Annotated in this window: 21 protein-coding genes; 5 read left to right on the top strand and 16 right to left on the bottom strand. The window is 71.8% G+C overall.

Annotation, left to right across the window (positions count from 1 at the left end):
- Positions 1-64: 64 nt before the first annotated feature.
- Positions 65-2,269: a transglycosylase domain-containing protein gene (locus AC0IWM_RS09805; protein WP_471754713.1), complete on the top strand. Its 2,205-nt coding sequence runs from the start codon at positions 65-67 to the stop codon at positions 2,267-2,269.
- Positions 2,270-2,287: 18 nt separating this feature from the next.
- Here AC0IWM_RS09805 and AC0IWM_RS09800 read toward each other — a convergent pair whose 3' ends face one another.
- From AC0IWM_RS09800 to AC0IWM_RS09790, 3 genes are all read right to left on the bottom strand, one after another.
- Complete coding sequence (locus AC0IWM_RS09800; RefSeq protein ID WP_471754712.1) at positions 2,288-3,805, bottom strand: FAD-dependent oxidoreductase; 1,518 nt, start codon at positions 3,803-3,805, stop codon at positions 2,288-2,290.
- A gap of 118 nt (positions 3,806-3,923) precedes the next feature.
- Complete coding sequence (locus AC0IWM_RS09795; protein ID WP_471754710.1) at positions 3,924-5,231, bottom strand: OprO/OprP family phosphate-selective porin; 1,308 nt, start codon at positions 5,229-5,231, stop codon at positions 3,924-3,926.
- Between the two features lie 84 nt (positions 5,232-5,315).
- Positions 5,316-6,155 carry an aldo/keto reductase gene (locus AC0IWM_RS09790; protein ID WP_471754708.1) on the bottom strand — a complete coding sequence of 280 codons (840 nt, stop codon included), beginning with the start codon at positions 6,153-6,155 and terminating at the stop codon, positions 5,316-5,318.
- A 273-nt stretch (positions 6,156-6,428) separates the two neighbouring features.
- Between AC0IWM_RS09790 and AC0IWM_RS09785 the strand changes: the two genes are divergently transcribed.
- Positions 6,429-7,496: an adenylate/guanylate cyclase domain-containing protein gene (locus AC0IWM_RS09785; protein WP_471754706.1), complete on the top strand. Its 1,068-nt coding sequence runs from the start codon at positions 6,429-6,431 to the stop codon at positions 7,494-7,496.
- On the top strand, positions 7,493-7,975 hold the full coding sequence (locus AC0IWM_RS09780) for a YaiI/YqxD family protein (RefSeq protein WP_056477352.1): 483 nt from the start codon (positions 7,493-7,495) through the stop codon (positions 7,973-7,975). The genes AC0IWM_RS09785 and AC0IWM_RS09780 overlap by 4 nt, the downstream gene beginning before the upstream one ends.
- Positions 7,976-8,013: 38 nt before the next feature.
- Here the strand turns inward: AC0IWM_RS09780 and AC0IWM_RS09775 are convergent, their stop codons facing one another.
- The 9 genes from AC0IWM_RS09775 to AC0IWM_RS09735 form a co-directional block, all read right to left on the bottom strand.
- Positions 8,014-8,271: a BrnA antitoxin family protein gene (locus tag AC0IWM_RS09775; RefSeq protein ID WP_471754704.1), complete on the bottom strand. Its 258-nt coding sequence runs from the start codon at positions 8,269-8,271 to the stop codon at positions 8,014-8,016.
- Between the two features lie 23 nt (positions 8,272-8,294).
- Positions 8,295-8,519 carry a hypothetical protein gene (locus tag AC0IWM_RS09770; protein WP_055956977.1) on the bottom strand — a complete coding sequence of 75 codons (225 nt, stop codon included), beginning with the start codon at positions 8,517-8,519 and terminating at the stop codon, positions 8,295-8,297.
- Between the two features lie 304 nt (positions 8,520-8,823).
- Positions 8,824-9,753 (bottom strand): DMT family transporter, encoded by a 930-nt coding sequence (locus AC0IWM_RS09765; protein ID WP_471754702.1) that lies wholly within the window; start codon positions 9,751-9,753, stop codon positions 8,824-8,826.
- A 43-nt stretch (positions 9,754-9,796) separates the two neighbouring features.
- On the bottom strand, positions 9,797-11,065 hold the full coding sequence (locus AC0IWM_RS09760; RefSeq protein ID WP_471754700.1) for an arsenic transporter: 1,269 nt from the start codon (positions 11,063-11,065) through the stop codon (positions 9,797-9,799).
- A 54-nt stretch (positions 11,066-11,119) separates the two neighbouring features.
- A complete protein-coding gene (locus AC0IWM_RS09755) occupies positions 11,120-12,235 on the bottom strand; it encodes a metallophosphoesterase family protein (protein WP_471754698.1) in 1,116 nt (371 codons plus the stop codon).
- A 5-nt stretch (positions 12,236-12,240) separates the two neighbouring features.
- Entirely contained in the window at positions 12,241-13,569 is a 1,329-nt protein-coding gene (locus tag AC0IWM_RS09750) for an MFS transporter (RefSeq protein ID WP_471754696.1), read from the bottom strand.
- A 168-nt stretch (positions 13,570-13,737) separates the two neighbouring features.
- Complete coding sequence (locus tag AC0IWM_RS09745) at positions 13,738-15,249, bottom strand: glucosamine inositolphosphorylceramide transferase family protein (RefSeq protein WP_471754694.1); 1,512 nt, start codon at positions 15,247-15,249, stop codon at positions 13,738-13,740.
- A 66-nt stretch (positions 15,250-15,315) separates the two neighbouring features.
- Positions 15,316-16,623 carry an NAD(P)/FAD-dependent oxidoreductase gene (locus tag AC0IWM_RS09740; RefSeq protein WP_471754692.1) on the bottom strand — a complete coding sequence of 436 codons (1,308 nt, stop codon included), beginning with the start codon at positions 16,621-16,623 and terminating at the stop codon, positions 15,316-15,318.
- Between the two features lie 119 nt (positions 16,624-16,742).
- Positions 16,743-17,222: a DUF2721 domain-containing protein gene (locus tag AC0IWM_RS09735; protein ID WP_471754690.1), complete on the bottom strand. Its 480-nt coding sequence runs from the start codon at positions 17,220-17,222 to the stop codon at positions 16,743-16,745.
- Positions 17,223-17,424: 202 nt separating this feature from the next.
- On the opposite strand from AC0IWM_RS09735, the gene AC0IWM_RS09730 reads away from it, so the two are divergent.
- Positions 17,425-17,625 (top strand): hypothetical protein, encoded by a 201-nt coding sequence (locus AC0IWM_RS09730; RefSeq protein ID WP_471754688.1) that lies wholly within the window; start codon positions 17,425-17,427, stop codon positions 17,623-17,625.
- Positions 17,626-17,708: 83 nt separating this feature from the next.
- On the opposite strand, the gene AC0IWM_RS09725 is transcribed toward AC0IWM_RS09730, so the two are convergent.
- On the bottom strand, positions 17,709-18,935 hold the full coding sequence (locus AC0IWM_RS09725) for an adenylate/guanylate cyclase domain-containing protein (protein WP_471754686.1): 1,227 nt from the start codon (positions 18,933-18,935) through the stop codon (positions 17,709-17,711).
- Between the two features lie 259 nt (positions 18,936-19,194).
- Here AC0IWM_RS09725 and AC0IWM_RS09720 point away from each other — a divergent pair, with 259 nt between their 5' ends.
- Entirely contained in the window at positions 19,195-20,133 is a 939-nt protein-coding gene (locus AC0IWM_RS09720; protein WP_471754684.1) for a pirin family protein, read from the top strand.
- A 16-nt stretch (positions 20,134-20,149) separates the two neighbouring features.
- Here the strand turns inward: AC0IWM_RS09720 and ggt are convergent, their stop codons facing one another.
- The 3 genes from ggt to AC0IWM_RS09705 are packed head-to-tail and all read right to left on the bottom strand — an operon-like array spanning position 20,150 to position 23,702.
- Complete coding sequence (gene ggt / locus AC0IWM_RS09715; protein WP_471754682.1) at positions 20,150-21,727, bottom strand: gamma-glutamyltransferase; 1,578 nt, start codon at positions 21,725-21,727, stop codon at positions 20,150-20,152.
- Between the two features lie 20 nt (positions 21,728-21,747).
- Positions 21,748-22,677, bottom strand: a complete 930-nt coding sequence (locus AC0IWM_RS09710) for an ABC transporter ATP-binding protein (protein WP_471754680.1) — start codon at positions 22,675-22,677, stop codon at positions 21,748-21,750.
- Complete coding sequence (locus tag AC0IWM_RS09705) at positions 22,674-23,702, bottom strand: ABC transporter ATP-binding protein (RefSeq protein WP_471754678.1); 1,029 nt, start codon at positions 23,700-23,702, stop codon at positions 22,674-22,676. Before AC0IWM_RS09705 ends, AC0IWM_RS09710 begins: the two co-directional genes overlap by 4 nt.

Below are 23,702 nucleotides of genomic sequence, written 5' to 3'. Positions count from 1 at the left end.
CGCATTTACCGTGCGCAAGCAGGGACGCTCGAATCGCGAACGAACCTTGGGGCAGACGGGACGCATGGCGAAGGGACGCGCAGGCGGAGGCAGGGGAGAGCCGAACTTCGACGTGCCCGAGGGCCGCGTCGAGGACCCGGCCGACCTCGATCTGCGGCTCTCGCGATCCGATCGCGCGGGAGGCGGCGTGGCGCGAGGCGAGTCAGGTTCGAAGGGCGGCCGCGGCGCGAAGGGCCGCGCATCCGCCGCACCGCCAGCCCGGGCGCTGCGCAAGGCGCCGCGGCGCGCCCGCCGCTCGATCCTCGGGCGGCTCGTCTACGGCGTGCTCGTCCTCGGCCTCTGGGGCGTGATCGGCATCGCGGGGCTCGTGGCCTACCACGCCTCGCAGCTGCCGCCGATCGACCAGCTCGCGGTGCCCAAGCGCCCCCCCAACATCGCGATCCTGGCGAGCGACGGCTCGCTCCTGGCCAATCGCGGCGAGACCGGCGGCCGGGTCGTCAGCATCAAGGAACTGCCGCCCTACCTGCCGCGCGCCTTCGTGGCGATCGAGGACCGGCGCTTCTACAGCCATTTCGGCGTCGACCCCGTGGGCATCGCCCGCGCGGTCGCCCAGAACGTGACCCGGCGGGGCGTCTCCCAGGGCGGCTCGACCCTGACCCAGCAGCTCGCCAAGAACCTGTTCCTGACCCCGGAGCGCTCGGCCTCGCGCAAGATCCAGGAAGCGATCCTCGCCCTGTGGCTCGAGCACAAGTACAGCAAGGACGAGATCCTCGAGCTCTACCTCAATCGCGTCTACTTCGGCGCCGGCGCCTACGGCGTCGAGGCCGCGGCCCAGCGCTACTTCGGCAAGCCGGCGAAAGCCGTGACCCTGGCGGAGGCCGCGATGCTCGGCGGCCTCGTCCAGGCGCCCTCGCGCCTGGCGCCGAACCGCAACCTGCCCGCGGCCCAGGCCCGCGCCGCCCAGGTGCTCGCCGCCATGGAGGAGCTGGGCTTCGCCAAGCCGGCCGACGCGAAGCTGGCCCTGGCGACCCCGGCACGGCCGGCGAGCGTGCGCGGCGGCGGCTCGGCGAACTACGTCGCCGACCTCGTGATGGACGTGCTGGACGATTTCCTGCCGAAGTTCGAGAGCGACATCGTCATCGCGACCACCGTCGATACCGGCCTCCAGGCCGCCGGCGAGAAGGCGCTCGTGGACGAACTGAACCAGAAGGGCGGCCGCTACAACGTCGCTCAGGGCGCCCTCGTCTCGATGAAGCCGGACGGAGCGATCCGCGCCCTCGTGGGCGGGCGCGACTACGCCCAGAGCCAGTTCAACCGTGCCACCACGGCCAAGCGCCAGCCCGGTTCGTCGTTCAAGCCCTTCGTCTACCTCGCGGCGGTCGAGCACGGCCTGACCCCCGACACCGTGCGGGACGACGCGCCGATCAGCATCAAGGGCTGGAACCCGGAGAACTACTCCCGCGACTACCGGGGACCCGTGACCCTGCGCGACGCCCTCGCGCTCTCCCTCAACACCGTGGCGGTCCGCCTCGGCCAGGAGGTCGGTCCGAAGACCGTGGTGCAGACGGCCCAGCGCCTCGGCATCTCGTCCCCGCTCCAGGCCAACGGCTCGATCGCGCTCGGCACCTCCGAGGTGACGCCCCTGGAGATGGTGGGCGCCTACGCGGCCTTCGCCAACGGCGGTACGGGGGTGATCCCCTACATCATCGCCAGCGTGAAGAGCGCCGACGGCAAGGTGCTCTACAAGCGCAAGGACGGCGGCCTCGGCCGCGTCATCGACGCCAACGCGGTCTCGATGATGAACGCGATGATGCACGAGACCTTCGTCACCGGCACCGCCAAGAAGGCGGAGGTTCCGGGCTGGGATCTCGCCGGCAAGACCGGCACCAGCCAGGATTTCCGCGATGCCTGGTTCATCGGCTATTCGGCCACCCTGGTCACCGGAATCTGGCTCGGCAACGATGACGGCGAGCCGACGAAGAAGGTCTCGGGCGGCAACCTGCCGGGCGAGATCTGGAAGGCCTACATGACGGTGGCGCTGAAGGGGCAGAGCCCGGCGATGCTGCCCGGCGCCAACCGCTGGCGCAACCGCGGCCCGTCCGAGCCGGCCGTCACCAGCAGCACCCCCGGTGGCCTGATCGGTGCCCTCCTCGGCGAGCCGCAGGCCGCCGCCCCGCCGCGCCCGGCCGCCCGCCACGCGGATGCGAGCCGCGGCCCGAGCCAGGATGACCGCAACTTCCTCGAGAAGCTGTTCGGGGTCGGCGAGTAGCCCCCGCGCCTCCTCAGATCAGGCGTCCGCTCCCCAGCGCAGGCCGTGCTGCGCCTGGAAGGCGGCCAGCGTCGGGACGGAAGCCTTCGCATCGGCGAGGGCCACGTAGCCGTCGGGGCGCACGAGGTAGAGGGCGTTCCGGGCCAGGCCTCCCCGCTCGGCCTCGGGGCTCCAGGCGAGGACGCGCAGGGGCAGGCCCGCCTGCGCGCACCAGCGCGCCAGGTCCGGCGCTGCCGTTCCGTGAACCCGCACCTGCCATTCCGGGGCGACATCGTCCGCACTCGGCAGCCAGGGCAGCCTCTCTCCTCCCTGGACTCGTCCCGCACGACCCGCGCCGAGGGCGCTGTGCCGGTAGGCCAACCCGATCTGCGAGATCGTGCGGAACAGGAAGCGCCGGAGGGCCGGGAAGCCGGCGATGCAGGGCGCCAGCCAGGGTGCGAGCCATGTCCGCCAGAGCTGCGCCGGCGCGTTCTCCGAGGTCGCCAGGGTGAACACCCGGTCCGTCGTCGCCACGAGGCGGCGGGCGAAGCCGATCCGTTCGGTCTCGTAGGTCTCGAGCAGGGCGTCGCCGGCCCGTCCCCGGAGGCAGGCGGCGAGCTTCCAGCCGAGGTTCATCGCGTCGCCGATCCCGGTGTTCATGCCCTGCCCGCCGGCCGGGCTGTGAATATGCCCGGCATCCCCGAGCAGGAAGACGCGCCCGTCCCGGAAGCGGTCGGCGACCCGGTGATGCACCCGGTAGGTCGAGAACCAGTTCACCGTCCGCGGCGCGATTTGCAGGCCCTCCAGCGCCGTGGCGGCGATGTCGTCGAAGGTCAGGCTCTCGCGGCGGCCGGGGTGATCGTCGAGCACGGTCCCGACGAGGCGCGCCCGCCCGCGCTCCGCCAGGGGGAAGACGGCGAGGAAATCGGCGGCTCCACCGAGGTTGAGATGGATCTCGCCGTCGATCGTGGGACCGTCCGCGGCGATGTCGGCGACGTAGAAGAATCGGTCGTAAGTTCCGCCGGGAAAGCCGATCCCCAGGGTCTCACGCACCGTGGAGCGGGCGCCGTCGCACCCGGCCAGGTAGGCGGCCGCGACCTGCTGCTGCGCGCCGTCGAGCGTGCGCAGGGTGGCGACGACGCATGTCCTGTCCTGCGTGAACCCGACGAGCTCGGTGCGTCGCTCGACCTCGACCCCCGCCGCCGTGAGGCGATCGATGAGGAGGCGTTCGTGCGCGTCCTGCGGGTAGATCAGCAGGAAGGGATAGGGGGTGGGGTCCCGCGGGTCGGCCGCGAACGCCACGCGGGCGCGCTTCGTGCCGGCGGTCCAGATGTTGACGGCGTGCACGGGGTGCCCGGCCTCGACGACCGCGTCGGCGAGGTCGAGCAGGCGGTAGAGCTCGAGGGTGCGCGCCTGGATGCCGAGCGCCCGGGAAGTGGTGCCGGGCCCTTCCGTCCGGTCGATGATCCGGACGCGGATTCCGAGTCGCGTCAGCCACAGGGCGAGGACCAGGCCCGTCGGGCCGGCGCCGACGATCAGGACTTCCGTGCGTTGCATGGATCGTCACGCCGACCCGGAGCGCCGGGCGCGGCCCGGCTTTCGGGCGCATCGTAGCACCGCACCGGGGGTCGGCCGCAACCCGGTCCGGCGGCTCCAAATCGCCCGGAACCGCTGTCTACCAATACAGCTGAAACCGCCCGATGAAGGTGTCCGCGTCGATGGTGCGGCCACCCTGCACCGCCGAGGGGCTGGTGTGGGAGCGGACATAGTCGGCGACCACCCGGATGTTGCGGTCTGGGTACCAGTTCAGTCCGACCGTGACGTCGCGCTCGATGCCGCCGCGGATGCCTGCATCGTCGAGGTCGATGGCGCTGAAGCGGGTGCCGAGTTCGAACACGCCGATCCCGCCCCGCGAGATCCGGTCGGCCTCCGCCACCTGCACGCCGGAGAAGGTCGCGTAGGTGGCGCCGTAATCGGGGGCGAGCTTGTAGGCCCGGCCCTTGCCGTTGAGGATGACGCTGGCCTGGATGTAGCCGCCCTGGAAGCCGATGGTCCGAGCGCCGCCGGTGCGCTCCACCGCGGTGCGGATGTACTCGGCCTGGACCAGGAACGGCCCGTCGCGATAGGCGGCCTCCAGGCCGATGCGACCGACGCTCGCGGCGTCACGGATGTCGCCGGTATCGACGAAGTTGCGCTGGTACAGGAAGGCCTCGGACCGGCTCGACAGCGACAATCCCTGACCGTCGCGAGGCAGATCGCGGACGCTCCCGGCGAGGCCGAGATGCAGCACGCGGTCGTCCTCGCGGATCGGCGCGTAGGTGGCGCGCCCGGTGGCGGCGACACCCTCGCTGCCGATACCGGTGTTGGCGTTGCCGCCGAAGACGCTGGCGACCACGGTCCAGTCCCCCCCGTGGCGGCCGAGCGCGACACCGAGGTTGCGGGCGGGCGCGAAGGCGTCGGCGAGCGAGCGCTCGGTGAACAGGGTGTTGTTGTCGCTGGTCAACTGGTCGAGGCTGAAGGGCTCTTTCATGTTGCCCACCGTCAGGAGGGTGTTCTCCAGACCCGTATAGGCCGCGGCGGCATCGTTGATCGGCCGCATCGGGTCGGCGAAATCATACTGGAAGGCGAGTTCCAGGCTCTTGCCGAGGGTGAGATAGCTCTCGATCCAGGCCCGGCGCACCGCGAAGTTCTCCGGAAAAGGCTCGGGAAAGCCGGCCTGCCGGATGGCGGCCGCCCCGTAATCGAGCTGCAGCTTGCCGCCGATGCGCAGCTTGGCGACGTCGGGGAAAGTCAGGGTGATGCCCTTCCCGTCGATCGTCAGGGTCTCGCCGTCGGGCTGCTCCGGGTTGCGCCGGTCGGACCTGACCTCCTCCGCCAGCACGGGCGCCTCGGCGAGCCAGCACAGGCCGAGAAAGGCCGAACCGAGGACAACCCGACGAAGGACTGCCCGACGAAGGATCGCCGGACCCCGCCATCGCGCCATCGCTCGCACTCCCTACCCATTGGCCGGCGCGGACCGTCCGCGCTGGATCATCCCCGGCCATTGGCCACAACTTCGCCCGGGTCGCTACAGCATCGGCAGGCTGCGCGGGCGCGGGCCGCGTGGGAAGGCCGCTTCCAGGGCGGCGCAATCCTCCGTCGTCAGGGTGATCGCGCCCGCCGCCGCATTCTCCCGCGCCCGCTCCGGCCGCGCCGTCTTCGGGATCGTGAAGGTGCCCTCGTCGCGTGTCAGGAACGCGGCGGCGATGCCCCGCGCCGTCGTGCCGTGCGCCTCCGCGAGGCGGGCGAGCACTTGGCCTCCGGCGCTCCCGGCCTCGGGGAAATCACCGCTGCCGAAGGGCGAATAGCCGACCAGGGCGACTCCGTTGCGCCGGCACCAGGGCAGCACCGCGTGTTCGATGGCGCGCTCCTGCAGGTGGTAGAGCACCTGGTTGCAGGCGATCTGGCCCGGGCCGGCGATCGCCAGGGCCTCGTCGAGATCGGCGACGTCGAAGTTGCTCACGCCCCAGGACAGGATCTTGCCCGCCCGCTTCAGGGTAGAGAAGCCCGCGATGGTGTCCTCCAGCGGGTACCGGCCCGGCCAGTGCAGCAGGTAGGCGTCGAGATGGTCGGTGCCGAGGCGCTTGAGCGAGCGCTCGCAGGCCGCGACCACGCCCGTCCGGCTGGCATTGCCCGGCACCACCTTGGACACCAGGAACACCTCCGCGCGCCGGCCCGCGATGGCCTTGCCCACCAGGGGTTCGGCCTCGCCGTACATCTCGGCGGTGTCGATATGCGTCATGCCGGCATCGAGCCCCGCCCGCAGCGTCGCGACGGCGGTGGCGTGGTCCGCCTGGTCGAGGTGCCAGGTGCCCTGCCCGATGACGGGCACCGCGCGGTCCGCCGCGCCGAAAGTCCTGCTCCGCATCCGTCCCGCGCTCCTGTCCAGATGGTCCGGGGAGCCAACGCGCGGGAGCCACACCGGTCCCCGATCCGCTGACCTGCGTCACCTTGGCCTTACTCGCGCCATCATGGGGCGGTGATGGGGACGTGGTCCGAAGCTCGGTGCGCCAAGGGGCTGCGCCGCCGTCGGGCCTATCCCCGAAGGGGCCCATCCGTTGCGCAGCGCTGCACCCTCCCCCATTCCTGCCGGATCGCCGCCGCCGGCCCCCGCCGGGGCAACGAACGGGGGACGCCGCTGATGCTGCCGCAGCACCGCTGGTTCTGGCTCCTCATCCTCATCGCCTGCGGCGGAGCCGGCCTCCTCTACAACGTGCTGTTCGCCGGTGGCGCGACGCCGCTCGCCGGCCTGATCTACGGCCTGGCGGTGGGCGGGACGACGCTGGCCTTCGACCGGGGCTTGATCCTCGGCGGTCTCCAGGCGCGGATGCGCCGGATGCCGGCGAAGTTCTACGTGCCGGCGGCCGAGTTCGCCTACGTGCTGATGATCGCGGCCGGCATCGCCCTCGGCGGGTTGCTGGTCTGGGCCCTCGGCCTGACCAACGACGATCTCAGCCACGCCGTGCGGATCACCCCGCGGGTGCTGGCCTACTGCCTCGCGGTCTCGGCGATGCTCGTCTTCGTCATCCGCATGCGCGACCTGATCGGCGGCGAGGTGTTCGTGAACTTCCTGGTCGGGCGCTACCACCAGCCCGTGCGGGAGGAGCGGATCTTCCTGTTCCTCGACGTCGTCGGCTCGACCGCCTTCGCCGAGACCCACGGCGACCTCAAGGCCCAGGCCTATCTCGGTGCGGTCTTCGCGGCTCTCGCCGAGCCGGTCCGGCGCAATGCCGGCTCCATCGACGACTACATCGGCGACATGGCGATGATCACCTGGCCGATGGCCCGCGGCCTCAAGGACGCGCGCTGCGTCGCCTGCGTGTTCGACGTGATGGACCGGCTGGAGGCGGAATCCGAGGCCTGGATGGCCCGGTTCGGCACCGTGCCGCGCCTGCGCGCCGCCCTGCACGGCGGCTCGATCGTGACGGCGGAAGTCGGCGTCGACCGGCACAAGATCGCGTATTTCGGCGATGCGGTGAACGTCACCGCGCGCATCGAATCCCTCTGCCGGCCCCTCGGCACCGAGATCCTCGTCTCCGACGACCTGCTGGCCCGGATCGCGCGCCTGCCCGAGGGCATCCGCGCCCGTTCCCTCGGCGCGCACGCCCTCCGGGGGCGCGGCCAACCCCTCAGCGTCTCGACCCTGGAGCGGGTCGGAGCGAAGGCGGTGGAGCCCGGCATCCCGCCGCAGGCGGTGGCCGCGCAATGAGCGGGGACGCGGCATCCCGGGCCATCGCCGTCTTTATCGACGCGGATGCCTGCCCGGTGAAGGACGAGACCTACCGCGTCGCCGGGCGCTACGGTCTCCACGTCTACGTGGTCGCCAACAGCTTCCTGGCCCTGCCGCGCGAGCCCTGGATCGAACGGGTGGTGGTGAGCGACGGGTTCGATGCCGCCGACGACTGGATCGCCGAGCGGGCGCGGCCGGGCGCCATCGTCGTCACGGCCGACGTGCCCCTCGCCAGCCGCTGCGTGAAGGCGGGGGCGGAGGTGCTCGCGCCCACCGGCAAGCCGTTCAGCGAGAGCGGCATCGGCATGGCGCTGGCCACGCGCAACCTGATGCAGGACCTGCGCGAGGCCGGCGCGATCACCGGCGGGCCGAAACCCTTCTCGGCCCGCGACCGCTCCGCCTTCCTCGGTGCCCTCGACCGCACGGTCATGCGGTTGAAGCGAGGCGGGTTCGGCTAGGCCTCGTTCGCCGAACCGGTCGCGGCGAGCCGCTCCGCCTAGAGGCCGGCGGCGGCCTTGAGCGCCGCGTTGATGCGGTCCTGCCAGCCGGGACCGTCCTTCTGGAAATGCTCGAGCACGGCGCGGTCGAGGCGCAGGCTCACCATCTCGCGGGCGCCGGGCACGGCCGAGGCCGGGGATGCCGGAACGGCCGAGGCCGGCTTGGCGGTCTCGACGGGCTTGGTGGTGGCGGCCTTGAAGGCCGCCTCGGCGGCCTGTCGCGGGTCGCTCGGTCGACGGGAGCGATCGAATGCCATGGCTTCTCCTCCGCCGGGCCGTCTCAGGACCGCTTGCGCTTGGGCGCGGGCGGCGGGGCGGCGGCCTTCGCCTCGGCGTCGGCGGCCTCCTTGGCGAGGCGCAGGGCCCGCAGCTTCACCGTCCGCTCGTCCACGGCCTTCACCGAGGCGAGATGCTCGGCCATGGCCTGGGCGCCTTCCTTGGCCATCCGCTCGGCCCGCTCGGCGCGCTCTTCGGATCGGGTCCGGGCGTCGGTCTCGTCGCTCATTGCATTCCTGTCCTTGAACCCTCCCGCACGCGCTCGGCGCGGCGTCGCAGATGCCCGTCGGCGCGGCCGCGTGGGCGGCCCGGGCGCCGGATTCCGGTGACCGATCAGGTCGTGACGCGCGCCGGACTAGACCGGGAGACGGCAATCGGGCGGCACGAGAGGCTGTCCACACACCCTTGACGCGGATCGGCTCCGGGCGGGATCGTCGGAGGTTTAGCACGCCGGGCGCCGAAAAGGCCAACGTTTCCCGGCGGCTGCAACCGCTTGTCCTCAAGCTTCGCGTTTTCGAATACGTAGGCGCCGCTCAAAATACCGAGATGAGGACGATGCCGGCGACCATCAGGGCGGCGCCGCCGAGGCGGGCGGGGCCGGCCTTGACCTGCTTCATGCCGACCCATCCGAAATGATCGAGGGCCACCGAGGTCAGGAGGTTGGCGGTGATGAGGAGCCCGTTGAAGGCGCCCGCCCCCACCTTGTCGACGAAGAGCAGGCCGCCGAACACCGCCACCGCCCCGGTGATGCCGGCGAGCGGCATCCACCAGCGCACGCCGGACACGTCCTGGCGCGTGGGCAGGGGCGTCGGGCGCACGAGGAACACCAGCACGAACACGAACACGACGGGCAGGAACGAGACGGTCGCGGCGAGCCAGGGGTTCACCAGGGCGCCGCGCAGCTGGGAGTTCCAGACGACGCCGACGGCCTGCAGGATGCCCGCCACCACGATGAAGGGGTAGAGCAGCTTCGGGTTGAGGCCGTGCCCGCCCTCCTTGTCTCCGCCCGTGTCGGCCGTGGTGCGGGCGATGAAGAACACGCCGACGGCCATCAGCAGCCCGCCGATCCAGGGCATGAGCTTGAAGCCGCCGCCCTGCAGGCCGAACAGGCCGAAGGAATCCATGGCGAGCGAGGCCAGGATGTTGGCCGTGAGCGTCAGTCCGTTGAAGGGCCCTGCGCCGACCTTGTCGATGAAGGCGAGCCCGCCGAACACCGCCACCGCGCCGGCCACGCCCCCGAGGGGCGCGTACCAGGGCATCCTGCCGAGGGTCTCCAGGGTGGGGAGCGGCGTCGGCATGACGAGGAACAGCGTGGCGAACACGAACACGATGGGCAGGAACGAGACCGAGGCGGCGAGCCACGGGTTCACGAGCCGGCCGCGCAGCTGCGCGTTCATCGAATTGCCCAGCGCCTGCAGGACGCCCGCGACGAGGATGAAGGGATAGAGCAGTGCGGCGTTCACGGGGGACCTGGGGCTGGGGACTTCGGGCTGAAGACGCGACGGATCAGACGAGGAGAAGGCCGGCGAGCGCCAGCAGGAGGGCCGGCGGCATGACGAGGAGGCCGAGCTTGAGGAAACGCCAGAAGCCGACGTCCTGGCCCTCGCGGCGGATCGCGGTGAGCCACAGGATGGTGGCGAGCGAGCCCGTCACCGACAGGTTCGGGCCGATATCGACGCCGATGAGCACGGCGCCCGCGACCTTGTCGGACACGTGGGCGGTCTGCACGGCAGCGCCCGCGATGAGGCCGGCCGGCAGGTTGTTGACCAGGTTGCAGAGCACCGCGATCAGGGTGCCGGCGCCCCAGGCGGTCTCGACGGGCGAAGCGGACGCCGCCTGCTTGAGGGCGTCCGCGATCATCCGCAGGACGCCGGTCTTCTCCAGCGCCTCGACCAGCACGAACAGGCCGGCCACCAGCGGCAGCACGCTCCAGGAGACGTCCTTGGCGACCTCGACGAGGCCGCCCCGCTTCATCAGCAGGACGGCGGCCGTGGTGAGACCGCCGGCCACGAAGGTCGGCAGGCCGAGGTCGAGTCCCAACGCGGAGGCGCCGATGAGCACGCCGCCGGTGGCCACGATGCCGAGGCCGGCGACGAGTCCGGTCCGCGACAAGCGCACGGCCTCGACGTCGGTGGCGACCTGCTGGTCGCGCAGCACGGCGTTCTGGGTCAGGCGCAGGGTCGCGTAGGTGGCGACGATGGCCAGCACGGAGGGTAGCGCGAACATCGCCAGCCACTGGGTCAGCGGCGGCATGTGCTCGGCGAAGACCACGAGGTTGGCCGGGTTGGAGATCGGCAGCACGAAGCTCGCCGCATTGGCGATGAAGGCGCAGATCAGGAGATAGGGCAGCGGGTTCTCGACCTTGGCGGCCTTGGTGGCGGCGTAGACGGCCGGGGTGAGCACCACCGCGCAGGCATCGTTGGACAGGAACACCGTCACCACCGTGCCCACCACGTAGATCAGGGTGAACAGGCGGGTGGCCGAGCCCTTGGCCGCCCGCACTGCGATGCCGGCGAGCCAGTCGAACAGGCCTTCCTTCCGCGCCACCTCGGACATCAGCATCATGCCGATGAGGAAGAGGTAGACGTCCGTTCCCTTGAGGACGCCCTCCCAGGCGGTCCCGGCCGGCAACAGGCCGAACACCACGAGGGCGGCGGCGCCGAGCACGGCCCAGATCGCCTCCGGCCAGGAGAAGGGACGGGTGATCACCCCCAGGGTGGCCATTGCGGCGATCGCCCATGTGACGAGGTTCGGGGTCAGCGTCAGCGCACCCATGGGGCTCGAAGTCCTTGATCGCGAAGGAAGGTCAGGCGTGGCGGGCTCGACGCCTCACCAGTGGCGCCCGTTGCGGTTCGGGCCGAGCTGGGTGCCGAGGATGCCCCGGTCCGGCCAGGCGCCAACGGAATCGGCGTCGCTGCCCAGCCCCTTGGAGGTGACCAGCGCGCCGGCATCGCCGGCCGGCTCGATCCGATCCTCGCCGACCTCGCCCTCTGCGTCCTGCGCCCGGACCGTCAGGTGCCCGGCGCCGGCCGGCCAATCGACGATGGCGCGGAAGCGGCGCTCGCCCTCGGCGCGCCGCATCGGACGCCAGGGACTGCCGTCGATGCTGAATTCGCAGACCGCGATCCGGCCGGCGCCGAGCACCAGGGCGCGGATCTCGGTGCTGCCCGAGACGATATGGTCCTCGGCATGGGCGAGGCGCCGGTCGGCCGGCGCGGTGATCACCACGAAGGGCCAGCGTTCGGCCAGTTCCTTGAAACGCCAGCTCACCACGCCGCGGTCGATCGCCGCGATGGTGTAGCCGACCGGTCCTTCCTCGATCTGCCCCGTCGAGCGGGTCGCCGCGTAGATGGTCCGGCCGTCATTGGCGAGTTCGTTGTAGTGGGTGTGCCCCATCTCGACGAGGCGGATGCGCGAGCGGTGCACGAGCTCGGCCACCGCTGCGGCCTCGCCCTCCCCCTTCAGGTCGGCGGGGTAGCTGTGCATGAACAGGGCGCAGTCCTGCCCCTGCGCCTCGGCCGCATCGACCTCGCGCCGGAGCCAGGCGACCTGCTCGGCGCCGAGGCGGAAGTCGGGCCCGCCGGAGCCCGGCCCGCACATGTCGAGGAACAGGCAGCGGGTGCCGGACACCGTGACCGCGTAGGGCAGGCGCGGCGCGCCGAGGCCCTCGTAGAACGCGTCGAGGCTGCCGCCCTCCATGTCGTGGTCGCCGGTGATGACATGGACCGGCCGGCGCAGGCGTTCGAGCTCCGCCCGCACCAGGCCGTATTGCTCGGCCGTGCCGTTGTCAGCGTTGTCGCCGGGCACGTAGACGAAATCGAGCCCGTCCACGGCGTTGATCTGGTCCACGATGGCGTGGACGTCGCGGGCATTGTCGGCGCCCGCGGTGGTGAGGTGCAGGTCGCCGATATGGGCGAAGGCGAGGATGTCGTCGCTGGCGCTCATGCCGGTCAGGCCGCCGCCACGGGGACCGGCGTCAGGCCGCCGTCATCGGCGCCCGAGCGGCCGGGCTCGAAGCCCCGCGTCTCCGGCATCGCGAAGAGGTAGAGGGCGAAGCCCAGGCCTGCGATCGCCGCCAGCGACAGGAAGGCGGTGGAATATCCCGCCGAGACGATGATCACGCCCGCGAGCGTCGCGCTCAGGGCCGCGCCCAGGCTCTGCGCCGTGGCGACCGCGCCCTGCGAGACGTTGAAGCGGCCGGTGCCCCGGGTCAGGTCGGCGACGATCACCGGGAAGAGCGCGCCGTAGATGCCGGCGCCGATCCCATCGAGGAGCTGGACGCCCACGAGGTAGAACGGGTTGTCGGACAGGGTGTAGAGCACGCCGCGGACCGCGAGCACGCCGAAGGCGGCGAGGAAGATCGGCTTGCGCCCGATCACGTCGGCCTTGGCGCCGACGAACACCGCCACCGGCACCATCACCAGCTGCGCGGCCACGATGCAGATCGCGATCAGCGAGGTGGCGTTGTCCTTGCCGGAGAGCTTCGTCAGCAGCTGCCCCACCGAGGTCAGCATGGCGGCGTTCGACAGGTGGAACAGGGCCGCCAGGACGGCGAAGAGCAGCAGGTACTTGTTCTTCAGGAGCGCAGTCAGGCCCGAAGGCTCCTCCTGTCCCTCGGTCCGGGCCTGTGCCTCGGTCTGGTCGAGACCGCGGGCGACGTCGTCGTCGATGGAATCGGCCGGCACCATCAGCATGGCGCCGACGCTGCAGACGGCGAGCAGCGCCATCAGCCAGAACACCACGATCGGTCCGAAGAAATAGGCGGTGCCGCCCGCGATCGCCGCCGAGGCGGCGTTGCCGGCATGGTTGAAGCCCTCGTTGCGGCCGATGCGCTTGGCGAACATCTTCGGGCCGACGACACCGAGGGTGATGGCCGCCAGCGCCGGCGGGAAGATCGCCCCCGCGATGCCGGCCACCGACTGCGTGGCGGCCACCGCGTAGAAGTTCGAGATGAAGGGTAGCACGAGGCAGCTCACCGTCACCGCCACCGCCGCGGCGATCACGATGGCGCGCTTGCGGTTCGTGCGGTCGATGAGGGCGCCGGCCGGCGTCTGGGCGATGAGGCCGGCGATGCCCGCGATGGTCATGATCAGGCCGGTCGTGGCCTCGTTCCAGCCCTGATCCGGGCCGCGCACGGCGATCAGGTAGATCGCCAGGTAGGGACCGAGGCCGTCACGGACGTCCGCGAGGAAGAAGTTCAGGGCATCGAGGCCGCGCAGGGCGCGCGTCGAGGGATTTCGCATCGTCGTGGTGGTGCGGGGGGAGAGCGGCTCGGCCATGAGGGGGCCCTTCCGGACGTTCGAGCAGGACGATGTGAGATCGGGCTCGCGGGGGACCGGACGCCCCGCCCCCCCGGCAGCGGTGGCACAAGCGTGGGCGAAACTGATTGTTCCTCGGGCGGGATTAAAATCTGCGTGATGACGTAAGTCGCTGCGATACGTCGGATTTTAGAACCGTCGGCGGACGCGCCCGGCACCGTCTATGAATTCAAAATGCGATGCCCGGTTGAGCGTGTGCAGACCCGTGCCCGGAAAGCGCGGCCCGGATCGCAGGATCATCTCCACGCTCTGGGCGTAGCCCGTCTCGTCGAGGCGCCGGATCCGCGCGAGGCCCAAGGCCCCGCCATAGCCGTCCCGGCAATCCTGCACCGGCCGGAACAGGGCGCCGTCGCGCGCAACGATGCGGCCGCCGGACCGGGCGGCCGCGATGTCGACCAGCACGGGATTCCGCGGATGCGGGGTCCAGGGTCCGCGGAAATCCGGCGCGGACCAGAGATGCAGGCTGTCGGAATAGGAGCCCCAGGCCGCGAAGGGGCCGTCGTGCTCGCCGTCGTCCCGGACCGTCGCGAACAGCCACCAGCGGCCGCCGTGCCGGAGCAGGGTCGGGTCGCTGAGGTTGAGGCCCGCGATCAGGGTCGCCTCCTTCACCCAGCCGCCGGGAAAGGCGGTGGCGCGGTAGAGGTCGAGGGTCCCGGTGGCGCCGCTCTCCGGCACCATCCAGTGGGCGCCGTCCTCCGCGAAGACGAACGGATAGGAGAGGTGGTGGGCGGCCTCCAGCACCGGCACCGGCGCGCCGAGGGGGCCGTCGGTCCCGAAGCGCACCGCCGAGATCACACCCTTCTGCAGGACGTGGCTGTAATCCTCCACGAACAGCACCGTCCCGGCGACATCCGCGATCGGGAAGGGATCGGCGTAGAAGCGGCGCCCGTCGTCGGGCAGGGTATGCCAGCCGGTCTCCGGATGGGCCTGGAGGTCGATGAGGTCGGGGCCGGCGAGCCGGCGCCAGCCGACCCGCCAGTGAGGCGCCCAGGTGCAGAGCGCATAGAGCCGCCGGCCAGCCATCCGGGTGCAGGTGCGCAGGGCACGGGCGGCGAGTGCGGTGGCCGTGAAGCCCGTCGGTGCCGGGCCCGGGACGGCCAGTCCGTCGGGCGCGAGCCGTGGCCCCGCCCCGCCGAGGGCGGCCAGGATCAGGCTGGTCGTCCGAACCAGGGCATCCTCGAAGGCCGTGAGCATGATCCCGCGCGCCTCGGTTCCGACCCGCCCGGAGGCCACGATCCGTCCGTCCTCGCTCAGGCTGACCACGGGCGTGCGCCCGGCCAGCAGCGAGGCGAGCAGGGCCGCCTCGCCGCAGGCCCCGTCGAAGGCGAGGCGCCAGACCGGGACGCCCGGCAGCCCCGCGGCGTCGCCGCAGAGGTCGAGCACGAGGCCGGGCCGGCCGCCGGATGGGGATGCGCGCGCCTCGAGATCCGCGCGTTCGACCCGCAGGGCCGGTCCGGTGCGCGGCAGCCTTCGCAGCATCGCCTCGAGCCGGAACAGCAGGGCGGCGTTGGGCGGCAACGCCCCCGGTCCCGGCGACAGGTCGAGGGACACCGACAGCCCGGGGCGGCGCAGGAGGCGTTCGATCAGCCGGAGGTGCCAACGACGGCACATGCCCCCGTCGAGGCGAACGCTCAGGCGCATGGGGACCGTTGTCCTCGGGCGAGGGGGTGGCGCGGTCCACCGGCATGGCGCCTCCGGGGGGAGGCGTCAATCCGCGCCGGAGCGCCGCCGCGGCGGGTTCCATCGCGGCCAGCCGAGGAGGCGCTCGGGCGCGAAGGGGGCGACCGGGATGGCCGGCATCGCGCCGGTGGCGAGATCGGCGACCAGGCGCCCGGTGATCGGCCCCGTGGACAGCCCGATATGGCCGTGGCCGAAGGCGAAGATCAGCCCGCGGTGCCGGGGCGCCGGGCCGATCACCGGCAGGCCGTCCGGGGTCGAGGGACGCGCGCCCATCCAGGGCCGGTTGTCGAGGTTCGCACCGAGGCGCAGGGTGCCGGCCGCCTCCCGGGTCGCCGCCTCGATCTGGACGTAGTCGGGGGGCGCCGCGCGGGCGTTGAGCTCGACCCCGGACAGGACGCGGATCCGCCCCTCCCCCATCGGCGCGATGATCGAGCCGGCGCCCGTGTCGAGCACCGGCCGGACCAGCGGCGGGCTGTCCGGGTGCAGGGCGTAATGGGCATGGTAGCCGCGCTCGGCCGCGAAGGCGAAGCGGTAGCCGAGGCCCCGCGCGATGTCCCCCGACGCGGCGCCGGCCGCCAGCACGACCTGGCGTACCTGAACGGCGCCGCCCTCGTGCCGGACGCGCCAGCCCTCGCCGTCGGGCTCAAGGGCGGTGGTCACCATCCGGAGCGTTCGGCCGCCGAGCCCGCGATAGAGCTGTTCATAGGCCTCGAGAAGGCCGCCGGGATCGCTCACCGCCCCGGTCTCCGGCAGGAGCATGCCCTGGGCGTAGGGCCGGACCAGGGCCGGCTCGGCCTCGCGGATGTCGTCCGGGTCGAGGATCTCGAAGGTCACGCCGTGTCGGGCGAGGATCACGCGCTCCAGGGCCGCGCCGGCGAAGGCGGCATGGGTCCGGTAGAGCTTGATCCAGCCGCAGCGGCGCAGCAGGTGCCCGGCGCCCGCCCGCTCCGAGAGTGCGAGATGCTCGGGCAGCGCCGCACTGGTCAGCGGCAGCAGGGACGTGGCGGCCCGCTCCCAGGCGGAGGTCCGGGCGGAGGCCAGGAAATGCGCCGTCCAGGGCAGGACGCGGGCCACGTGGGCATGGCGCAGGCGCAGGCCGCGATCCGCGTTGCGCAGGTAGGTCGGCAGCTTGGCCCAGAGGGCCGGGCTCGACATCGGGAAGATCGAGCCCCGGCTGATCACGCCGGCATTGCCGAAGGAGGTGCGGGCGCGCGCCTCGCCCGGGTCGCAGAGCAGGACGTCGAGGCCGCGGTCGCGCAGGGCGATCGCCGAGGCGAGTCCGACCATTCCGCCGCCGATGACGACCACATCCGCCCTGTCCGTCTCGCCGCTCATCGGACCTCCACCGCATTCCTCACCGACGGGAAGGCGCGTAGCAGGGTGCGGCCGGATGATCGAGGCCATCGCTGCGGCGCCGGCCTCCCGTTCGCCGCCCGGCCAACCGGGGCGCCACGTCAGCGGGCGCCGCGATCCTCCGCGTGCTCCTGCTGACGGTCGACCTCGTCCCGGATGCCGCGGCCGGCCATCAGGATCTCCACCAGGAAGGCGACGACCGCGACCACGGTGCAGACCAGCGCGACGCCGAAGCAGGCGAACAGGATCGAGGCGGTCGCGGCATCGCGCAAGGCCCCCACGAACAGGGTCAGCACGGCGATGCCGGTCATCACGGCGCCGGTGCAGGCCAGCACCACGGCCCCATCGAGCACGAAGGAGCGCCGCCGCAGGTAGGACAATTGCCGGGACAGGCGGACGGCCTCGTGCGCATCGGCGGTCCGCAGGCCCGCCGCCGCCGCATCGACCTTGTCGGCGACGCGGCCGAGGCGTGTCGAGAAGACGTTGAGCAGGGTCGCCAGCGCCGTCAGCAGGAAGGCGGGCGCGAGGGCGATCTGGATGACGTGGGCGATGTCGTCGGGGGCGACGGGCGTAGCGGACATGGGCGGCTGATAGGCCAAAGTGCGGCCGGCCGGAATACGGTCGCTCCATATCGGCGCCCGGTCGGCTCACGATCGGCATCCGCACCCTTTTCCCGAGCGGATGGGAACCCGCCGTCGAAAACGCTGTTGACTGCTACATTGGATCTGTTCTAATTCGCAACTACGGGCGGCGCGGATGCCGCGCAGGATGGAGATCACGGACATGGCGAACGCGAAGTGCGAGAGCTGCAAGTTCTTCGACGAGCACAAGGTCAACGGCGCCGCCGCGTCGGCCGACGAGGGCCTGTGCCGGTTCAACCCACCGATCAGCCAGCCGGGTCCGTCCGATCATGGCCTGTGGCCGGTCGTCGGCTCCGCCGACTGGTGCGGCCACTTCTCGCCCGAGATGACCGCCGCCGAGTAAGTCGCGGCCTCGAACCCGCTTCGACCATCCAAGAGGCCGGCCGCGAGGCTGGCCTTCGTCGTTTCACGGACGGCGCAACGGATTCACGCTCCGCCCTCGTCGTCCGGCAGGGCGAGTACCTCCAGGGGATCGCCGACGCCGCGCAGGGGAAAGGTCCCCAGGGGCACGAGGCGATGCCCGTCGCCGGACCGGGCCGCGAAGGCGCCCGAGAACAGCACGCTGACGTCGAGGACCTTGGTCAGGCCCTCCAGGCGGGCCGCCACGTTCACGGCGGGGCCGATGATCGTGAAGTCCAGGCGCGAGCGCGACCCGATATTGCCGTACATCACCGCGCCGACATTGACGCCGATGCCGTAGCCGAGGCGCGGCTGCCCGCGCTCCGACCGCGCCGCGTTCAGCGCCCGCATGGCGGCGCGCGCCTCCCCGGCGGCCGATTGCGCGGCGGTGCAGGCCGCCGGCGTGTCGAGATGGAAGATCGCCAGAAGGCCGTCGCCCATGAACTTCAGGATCTCTCCGCCATGGCGCTCGATCGGCAGCGAGATCGCGTCGAAGTAGTCGTTCAGCAGGGAGATCACGTCGTCGCGCGGCCAAAGCTCGGAGATCTCGGTGAATCCGCGCAGATCGATGACCATGATGGCCGCCTCCACGGTGACGCCGCTGCCGCGCCGGGTGGCCCCGTTGAGGATCATCTCGCTGGCATGCGGGCCGACATAGGTGTCGAGGAGCAGGCGGGTGAGGCGGTTCTTGTGCCGCACCTCCGTCACCACCGACAGGGCCGGCAGGAGCGAGGCCAGCAGGTCGAGGTCGTCGGGCTCGAACCCGCCGGGTCCGTCGGCCGAGAAGCTGACGATGTGGCGCTTGCCCAGCGTGTAGTGCAGCGGCCAGGCGACGTAGTCGGTCAGTCCCTCCGCCCGCAGGTCCCGGTAGATGCCGTAGTCGGTTTCGGGCTGCTCCGGCTCCTCCAGGCGCTTGCGGACCTGTTCCGCCCCGTTCAGGATCTCGGCGGCCGGGCTCAGCTTGAACTGGTCGGTGTCGACGATGCCGTACTCGAAGTTCTGCAGCTCCGCCGTCTCCGCCCCCCTTCGCCAGAGGATGCGGGTGCCGAGCCAGAGCGGATGGTGCGTCCGCAGGTGGATCGTGCCCCGCGCCACCGGCACGCCCGCCTCGCGCAGGCGTGCGCAGAAGGCCACGAAGATGTCGTCGAGGAAACGCTCGCCCCGGGTCCCGGCGAGGAGCCAGTCCAGCATCTGCCCGCGCAACTGCGCCCGCGCGAAACGGCGGCTCTCGTCCTGATGCAGGGGACTGTTCATGTCCGCGCCTCGTTGCCCGTCGCCGCCCCGGCCGGGAAAGCCCCAGCGAAACCGACCGCCGGTGTCGCGATCATGGGCCTGCCGGCGCCTGCGCGCCAGGGATGCCGGTCTCGGAGAATCCGGCGCTAGGACACTCGGCGCCAGGACACTCGGCCCCAAGACACTCGGCCCCGGGACGCCGTGGCCGCGTCCGCGTGCTAAGGCTGACCGGAACGGACGGGCCGATCCGTCCGGATGGAATCGCGCAGGAGGATTTCGGATGAGCTGGCACAGTGCGGACGACCCGGTCCCGGGCGACCACTTCACCTGCGACGCGATCAAGACCCTGGTCGTGCCGCGCTCGCGGGACCTCGGCTCCTTCGCCGTCCGGCGCGCCCTGCCCTCGACCGAGTGCCGGATGGTCGGCCCGTTCATCTTCTTCGACCAGATGGGGCCGTCGGAGTTCCTGCTCGGCCAGGGCATGGACGTGCGCCCGCACCCGCATATCGGTCTCTCGACGGTGACCTACCTGTTCGAGGGCGAGATCATGCACCGGGACAGCCTCGGCACCGAGCTGCCGATCCGGCCGGGCGAGCTGAACTGGATGACGGCCGGGCGCGGCATCACCCATTCCGAGCGCACGGGCGCGGACCTGCGCAGGACCGGCTCGACCCTGTTCGGCCTCCAGAGCTGGGTGGCGCTGAGCGGCAAGGACGAGGAGGCCGCACCGGCCTTCGAGCATTACGAGGCCGGGGCGCTGCCGATCCTCAGCGGCGAGGGCAAGACCGTCCGGCTGATCGCCGGCGAGGCCTTCGGCGCGAAATCCCCGGTGCGGACATCGAGCCCGATGGTCTATGCCGACGTGATGCTCGAGGCCGGCGCGGTCCTGCCCCTCGACCCGACCTACGACGAGCGCGCGATCTACACGGTCTCGGGCGCCATCGAGATCGCCGGGGACGGGTTCGGCCCGGGCCAGCTCCTCGTCTTCCGGCCGGGCGACCGGATCAGCGTGCGGGCGACCGAGGCTTCCCGCTTCATGGTGCTGGGCGGCGAGCCCATGGACGGCCTGCGCCATCTCTGGTGGAACTTCGTCTCCTCGCGGCCCGAACGGATCGAGCAGGCCAAGGAGGATTGGCGCCAGGCCCGCTTCGACACCGTACCGGGCGAATCCGAGTTCATTCCCCTGCCCGAGCAGCCGGCCCCGGTGCGCTACCCCTGAACCGGCACCCCGCGCCTCAGTAGCCGAGGGCACAGCCGTCCTTGCGCGGATCGGACCCGGCGGCGCGCATCCCCGTCGCCGGGTCGATCCAGATGATCTGGCCGCCACCGATCGGGACCGGTGCCGGCACCGTGACGTGGCCGCGGGCGGCGAGCGCCTCGGCGAGGCCCGGACCGAAGCCGCCTTCCAGTTCGATGCCGCCTCCGTAGGCGAAGCTGCGCGGCGCATCCAGCGCCTCCTGCACGTCGAGGCCCCGGTCGATGATGCCGGTCAGGAGCTCGACGTGGCCCATGGCCTGGTAGTGCCCGCCCATAACGCCGAAGGGCGCCACCACCGCGCCGTCGCGCATCAGCATCCCGGGGATGATGGTGTGCATCGGGCGCTTCGACGGCGCGATGGTGTTGGGGTGGCCGGGCTCGACCCGGAACGAGAAGCCGCGATTGTGCAGGAGCACGCCGCTCTCGGGCGCGGTGATGCCGCTGCCGAACCCCTGGAAGATCGAGTTGATCAGCGAGATCGCGTTGCCGTCGCGGTCGACCACGCAGAGATAGACCGTGTCAGTGTGCCGGATCTCCGGCCACAGCACGGGCTCCTGCGCGCGGGCCATGTCGATGGCGCCGTGCGCCCGGGCCTGCCAGGCCTGGGAGAGCAGGTGCTCGACCGGAACCGCGTGCACCACCGGATCGGCGAAGAGCGCGTCGCGATGGTGGTAGGCCTGCTTGCAGGCCTCGGCGAAGAGGTGGACTCGGTCGAGCTCGGTCAACGCGCCGACGTCGTATCGCGAGAGCACGTTGAGCATCATCAGGGCGGCGAGACCCTGGCCGCTCGGGGGACACTCGTAGACGTCGTAGCCGCGATAGCGGGTGGAGATCGGCGTCACGTATTCGGGTGCGGCGCCGGCGAAATCCTCCACGGTGTGGAGGCCGCCGAGTTCGCGCAGGCGCGCGACCATGTCCTCGGCCACCGGCCCCTCATAGAAGCCGGGAGCGCCGTGCTCGGCGATGCGCCGCAGGGTGGCGGCGAGCTTCGGGTGACGCATGGTCGTGCCGACCCGGGGCGCCTCGCCGTCGACGAGATAGGCGGCGGCCGAGCCCGGATCGGCCCGCAGCTTGTCCCGGTTGCGGGCCCAGTCGTAGGCGACCCGCGGCTGCACCGCATAGCCCTCCTCCGCGTAGCGGATCGCGGGCTGGAGCAGCTCGCCGAGGCTGCGGGTGCCGTGATCGGCCAGCAGCCGCGCCCAGGCCGCCACCGCGCCCGGCACCGTGACGGCATGCGGCGAGGTCGCCTCGATGGCCACATGGTTCTCCACGTACCAGGCATCGTGCGCGGCGGCCGGGCTGCGGCCGGAGCCGTTCAGCGTGATCGGGACGGAGGCACCCTTCGGCGCGTAGAGGGCGAAGCAGTCGCCGCCGATGCCGGTCATGGCCGGCTCGACCACGCCCTGCACCGCCACCGCCGCGATGGCGGCGTCGACGGCGTTGCCGCCGGCCTTCAGGATCTCGATGGCCGCCAGGCTGGCGAGGGGATGGGAGGTCGCGACCGCGGCATTGGCGGCATAGACGGGCGAGCGGCCCGGTTGGGAGAAGTCTCTCACGGCGTCGGGTCCTTGGCGCGTCAGGAATAGCGGGTGTCGGCGACCCAGTGGCCGGGGGCGACCTCGACCAGGCCGCCGGTGGCATCCGGGTCGGCGGGGGGCAGGAGGGAGGCGGCGCGCAGGCGGGCGCGCTCCTCCACCGGGTTCGGCACCGGCACGGCGCTGAGGAGCCGCCGGGTGTAGGGGTGGCGCGGATCCTCGTAGAGGGCATCCGCCTCCGCGAGCTCGACCACGCGGCCGTGCCAGAGCACGGCGACGCGCTGGCACAGGTAGCGCACCATGCGCAGGTCGTGGGAGATGAACAGGTACGAGATGCCGAGCTCGTCCTGCAGGTCCTGCAGCAGGTTCACGACCTGCGCCTGGATCGAGACGTCGAGGGCGGCGATGGGCTCGTCGGCGACGATGAAGCTCGGCTTCAGGGCGATGGCGCGTGCGATGCAGATGCGCTGGCGCTGGCCTCCGGAGAACTGGTGCGGGTAGCGCCGGGCGAAGCGCGGATCGAGCCCGACCCGGGCCAGCAGTCCCTCGACCTCGTCGCGGCGCTCCGCCCGTGCCATCTCGGGCCGGTGCAGCCGGAACGGCTCGGCCACGTAATCGCCGATGCTCATGCGCGGGTTGAGGGCGGCGTAGGGGTCCTGGAACACCATCTGGATGCGGGCGCGCATCCGGCGCATCTCCCCGGCGGAGAGCTTGGCGAGATCGGTGCCCTCGAAGGCGACGGTGCCGGCGCTCGGCGGATTCAGCATGGTCACGGCGCGGCCGATGGTGGACTTGCCCGAGCCGGACTCGCCCACGAGGCCCAGGGTCTCGCCGGGCCGGATGTCGAAGCTGACATCCTCCACCGCCCGGAACACCGAGCCCTTGCCGCCCCACCAGCTGCGCAGCGGGTAGTGCTTGCTCAGATTCCGCACCGAGAGCAGCGGATAGCGGTGGGCGGGCTCCGGCCTCATCGCGCACCCTCCTCGGCGGCGAGCCGCGCCGGCAGGTCGTACCAGGCGGCGACGAGATGGCCCGGCGCGGCGCCGGGCGCCTGGACCAGGGGCGGCGCCTCGGTGAGGCAGCGCGGCGTCGCGTAGGCGTTGCGCGCGGCGAAGGGGTCGCCCGGCGGCGGATGGCGCATGTCGGGCGGCGCCCCCTCGATCTGGTGCAGGCGCCGGCGCCCGGCCCGGCCCCGGCTGAGATCGGGCAGCGAGCGCAGCAGGCCGAGCGTGTACGCGCTCCGTGGATCGCGGAAGATGTCGTCCACGGGGCCGCGCTCGAGGATGCGGCCGGCATACATGACCTGCACGGTGTCGGCGATGCCGGCCACCACCCCGAGGTCGTGGGTGATCCAGACGATCGCCATGCCGATCTCGCGCTTGAGCTCCTGCACCAGGGCGATGATCTCGGCCTGCACGGTGACGTCGAGGGCCGTCGTCGCCTCGTCGGCGATGAGGAGCTTCGGGCGGCAGGACAGGCCGATGGCGATCATCACCCGCTGGCGCTGGCCGCCGGAGAACTCGTGCGGGTACTGGTCGAGGCGCGCGCCGGCATTGGGGATGCGCACGAGGTCGAGGAGGTCCTTCGCGCGGGCGCGGGCCGCGCGGCCGTCGAGGCCGAGATGGATGCGCAGGGGCTCGACGATCTGCGCGGCCACCGTCATGCCGGGGTTGAGCGAGCTCATCGGGTCCTGGAACACGAAGCCGATCTGGCCGCCGCGCACCTTGCGCAGGTCGCGCTCCGGCAGGGCGAGGAGGTCGCGGCCCTCGAACAGGACCCGTCCGCCGGTGATGCGGCCGGGCGGTCGCGGGATCAGGCCCAGCATCGCCAGTACGTGGACGCTCTTGCCGGAGCCGGATTCGCCGACGATGCCGAGGGTCTCGCCCTCGGCCAGCGTGTAGGACACGCCGTTGACCGCGTGTACCGCGCCGCCCTCGCTGTCGAAGGCGACGGCGAGGTCGCGGACGTCGAGCAGGGTTTCCCTGTCCTGGCCCAT

This window comes from Methylobacterium sp. AC433, assembly GCF_979253015.1.
The sequence above is the reverse complement of the archived record's forward strand: the minus strand, read 5'-3'. Positions and strand labels throughout refer to the sequence as shown.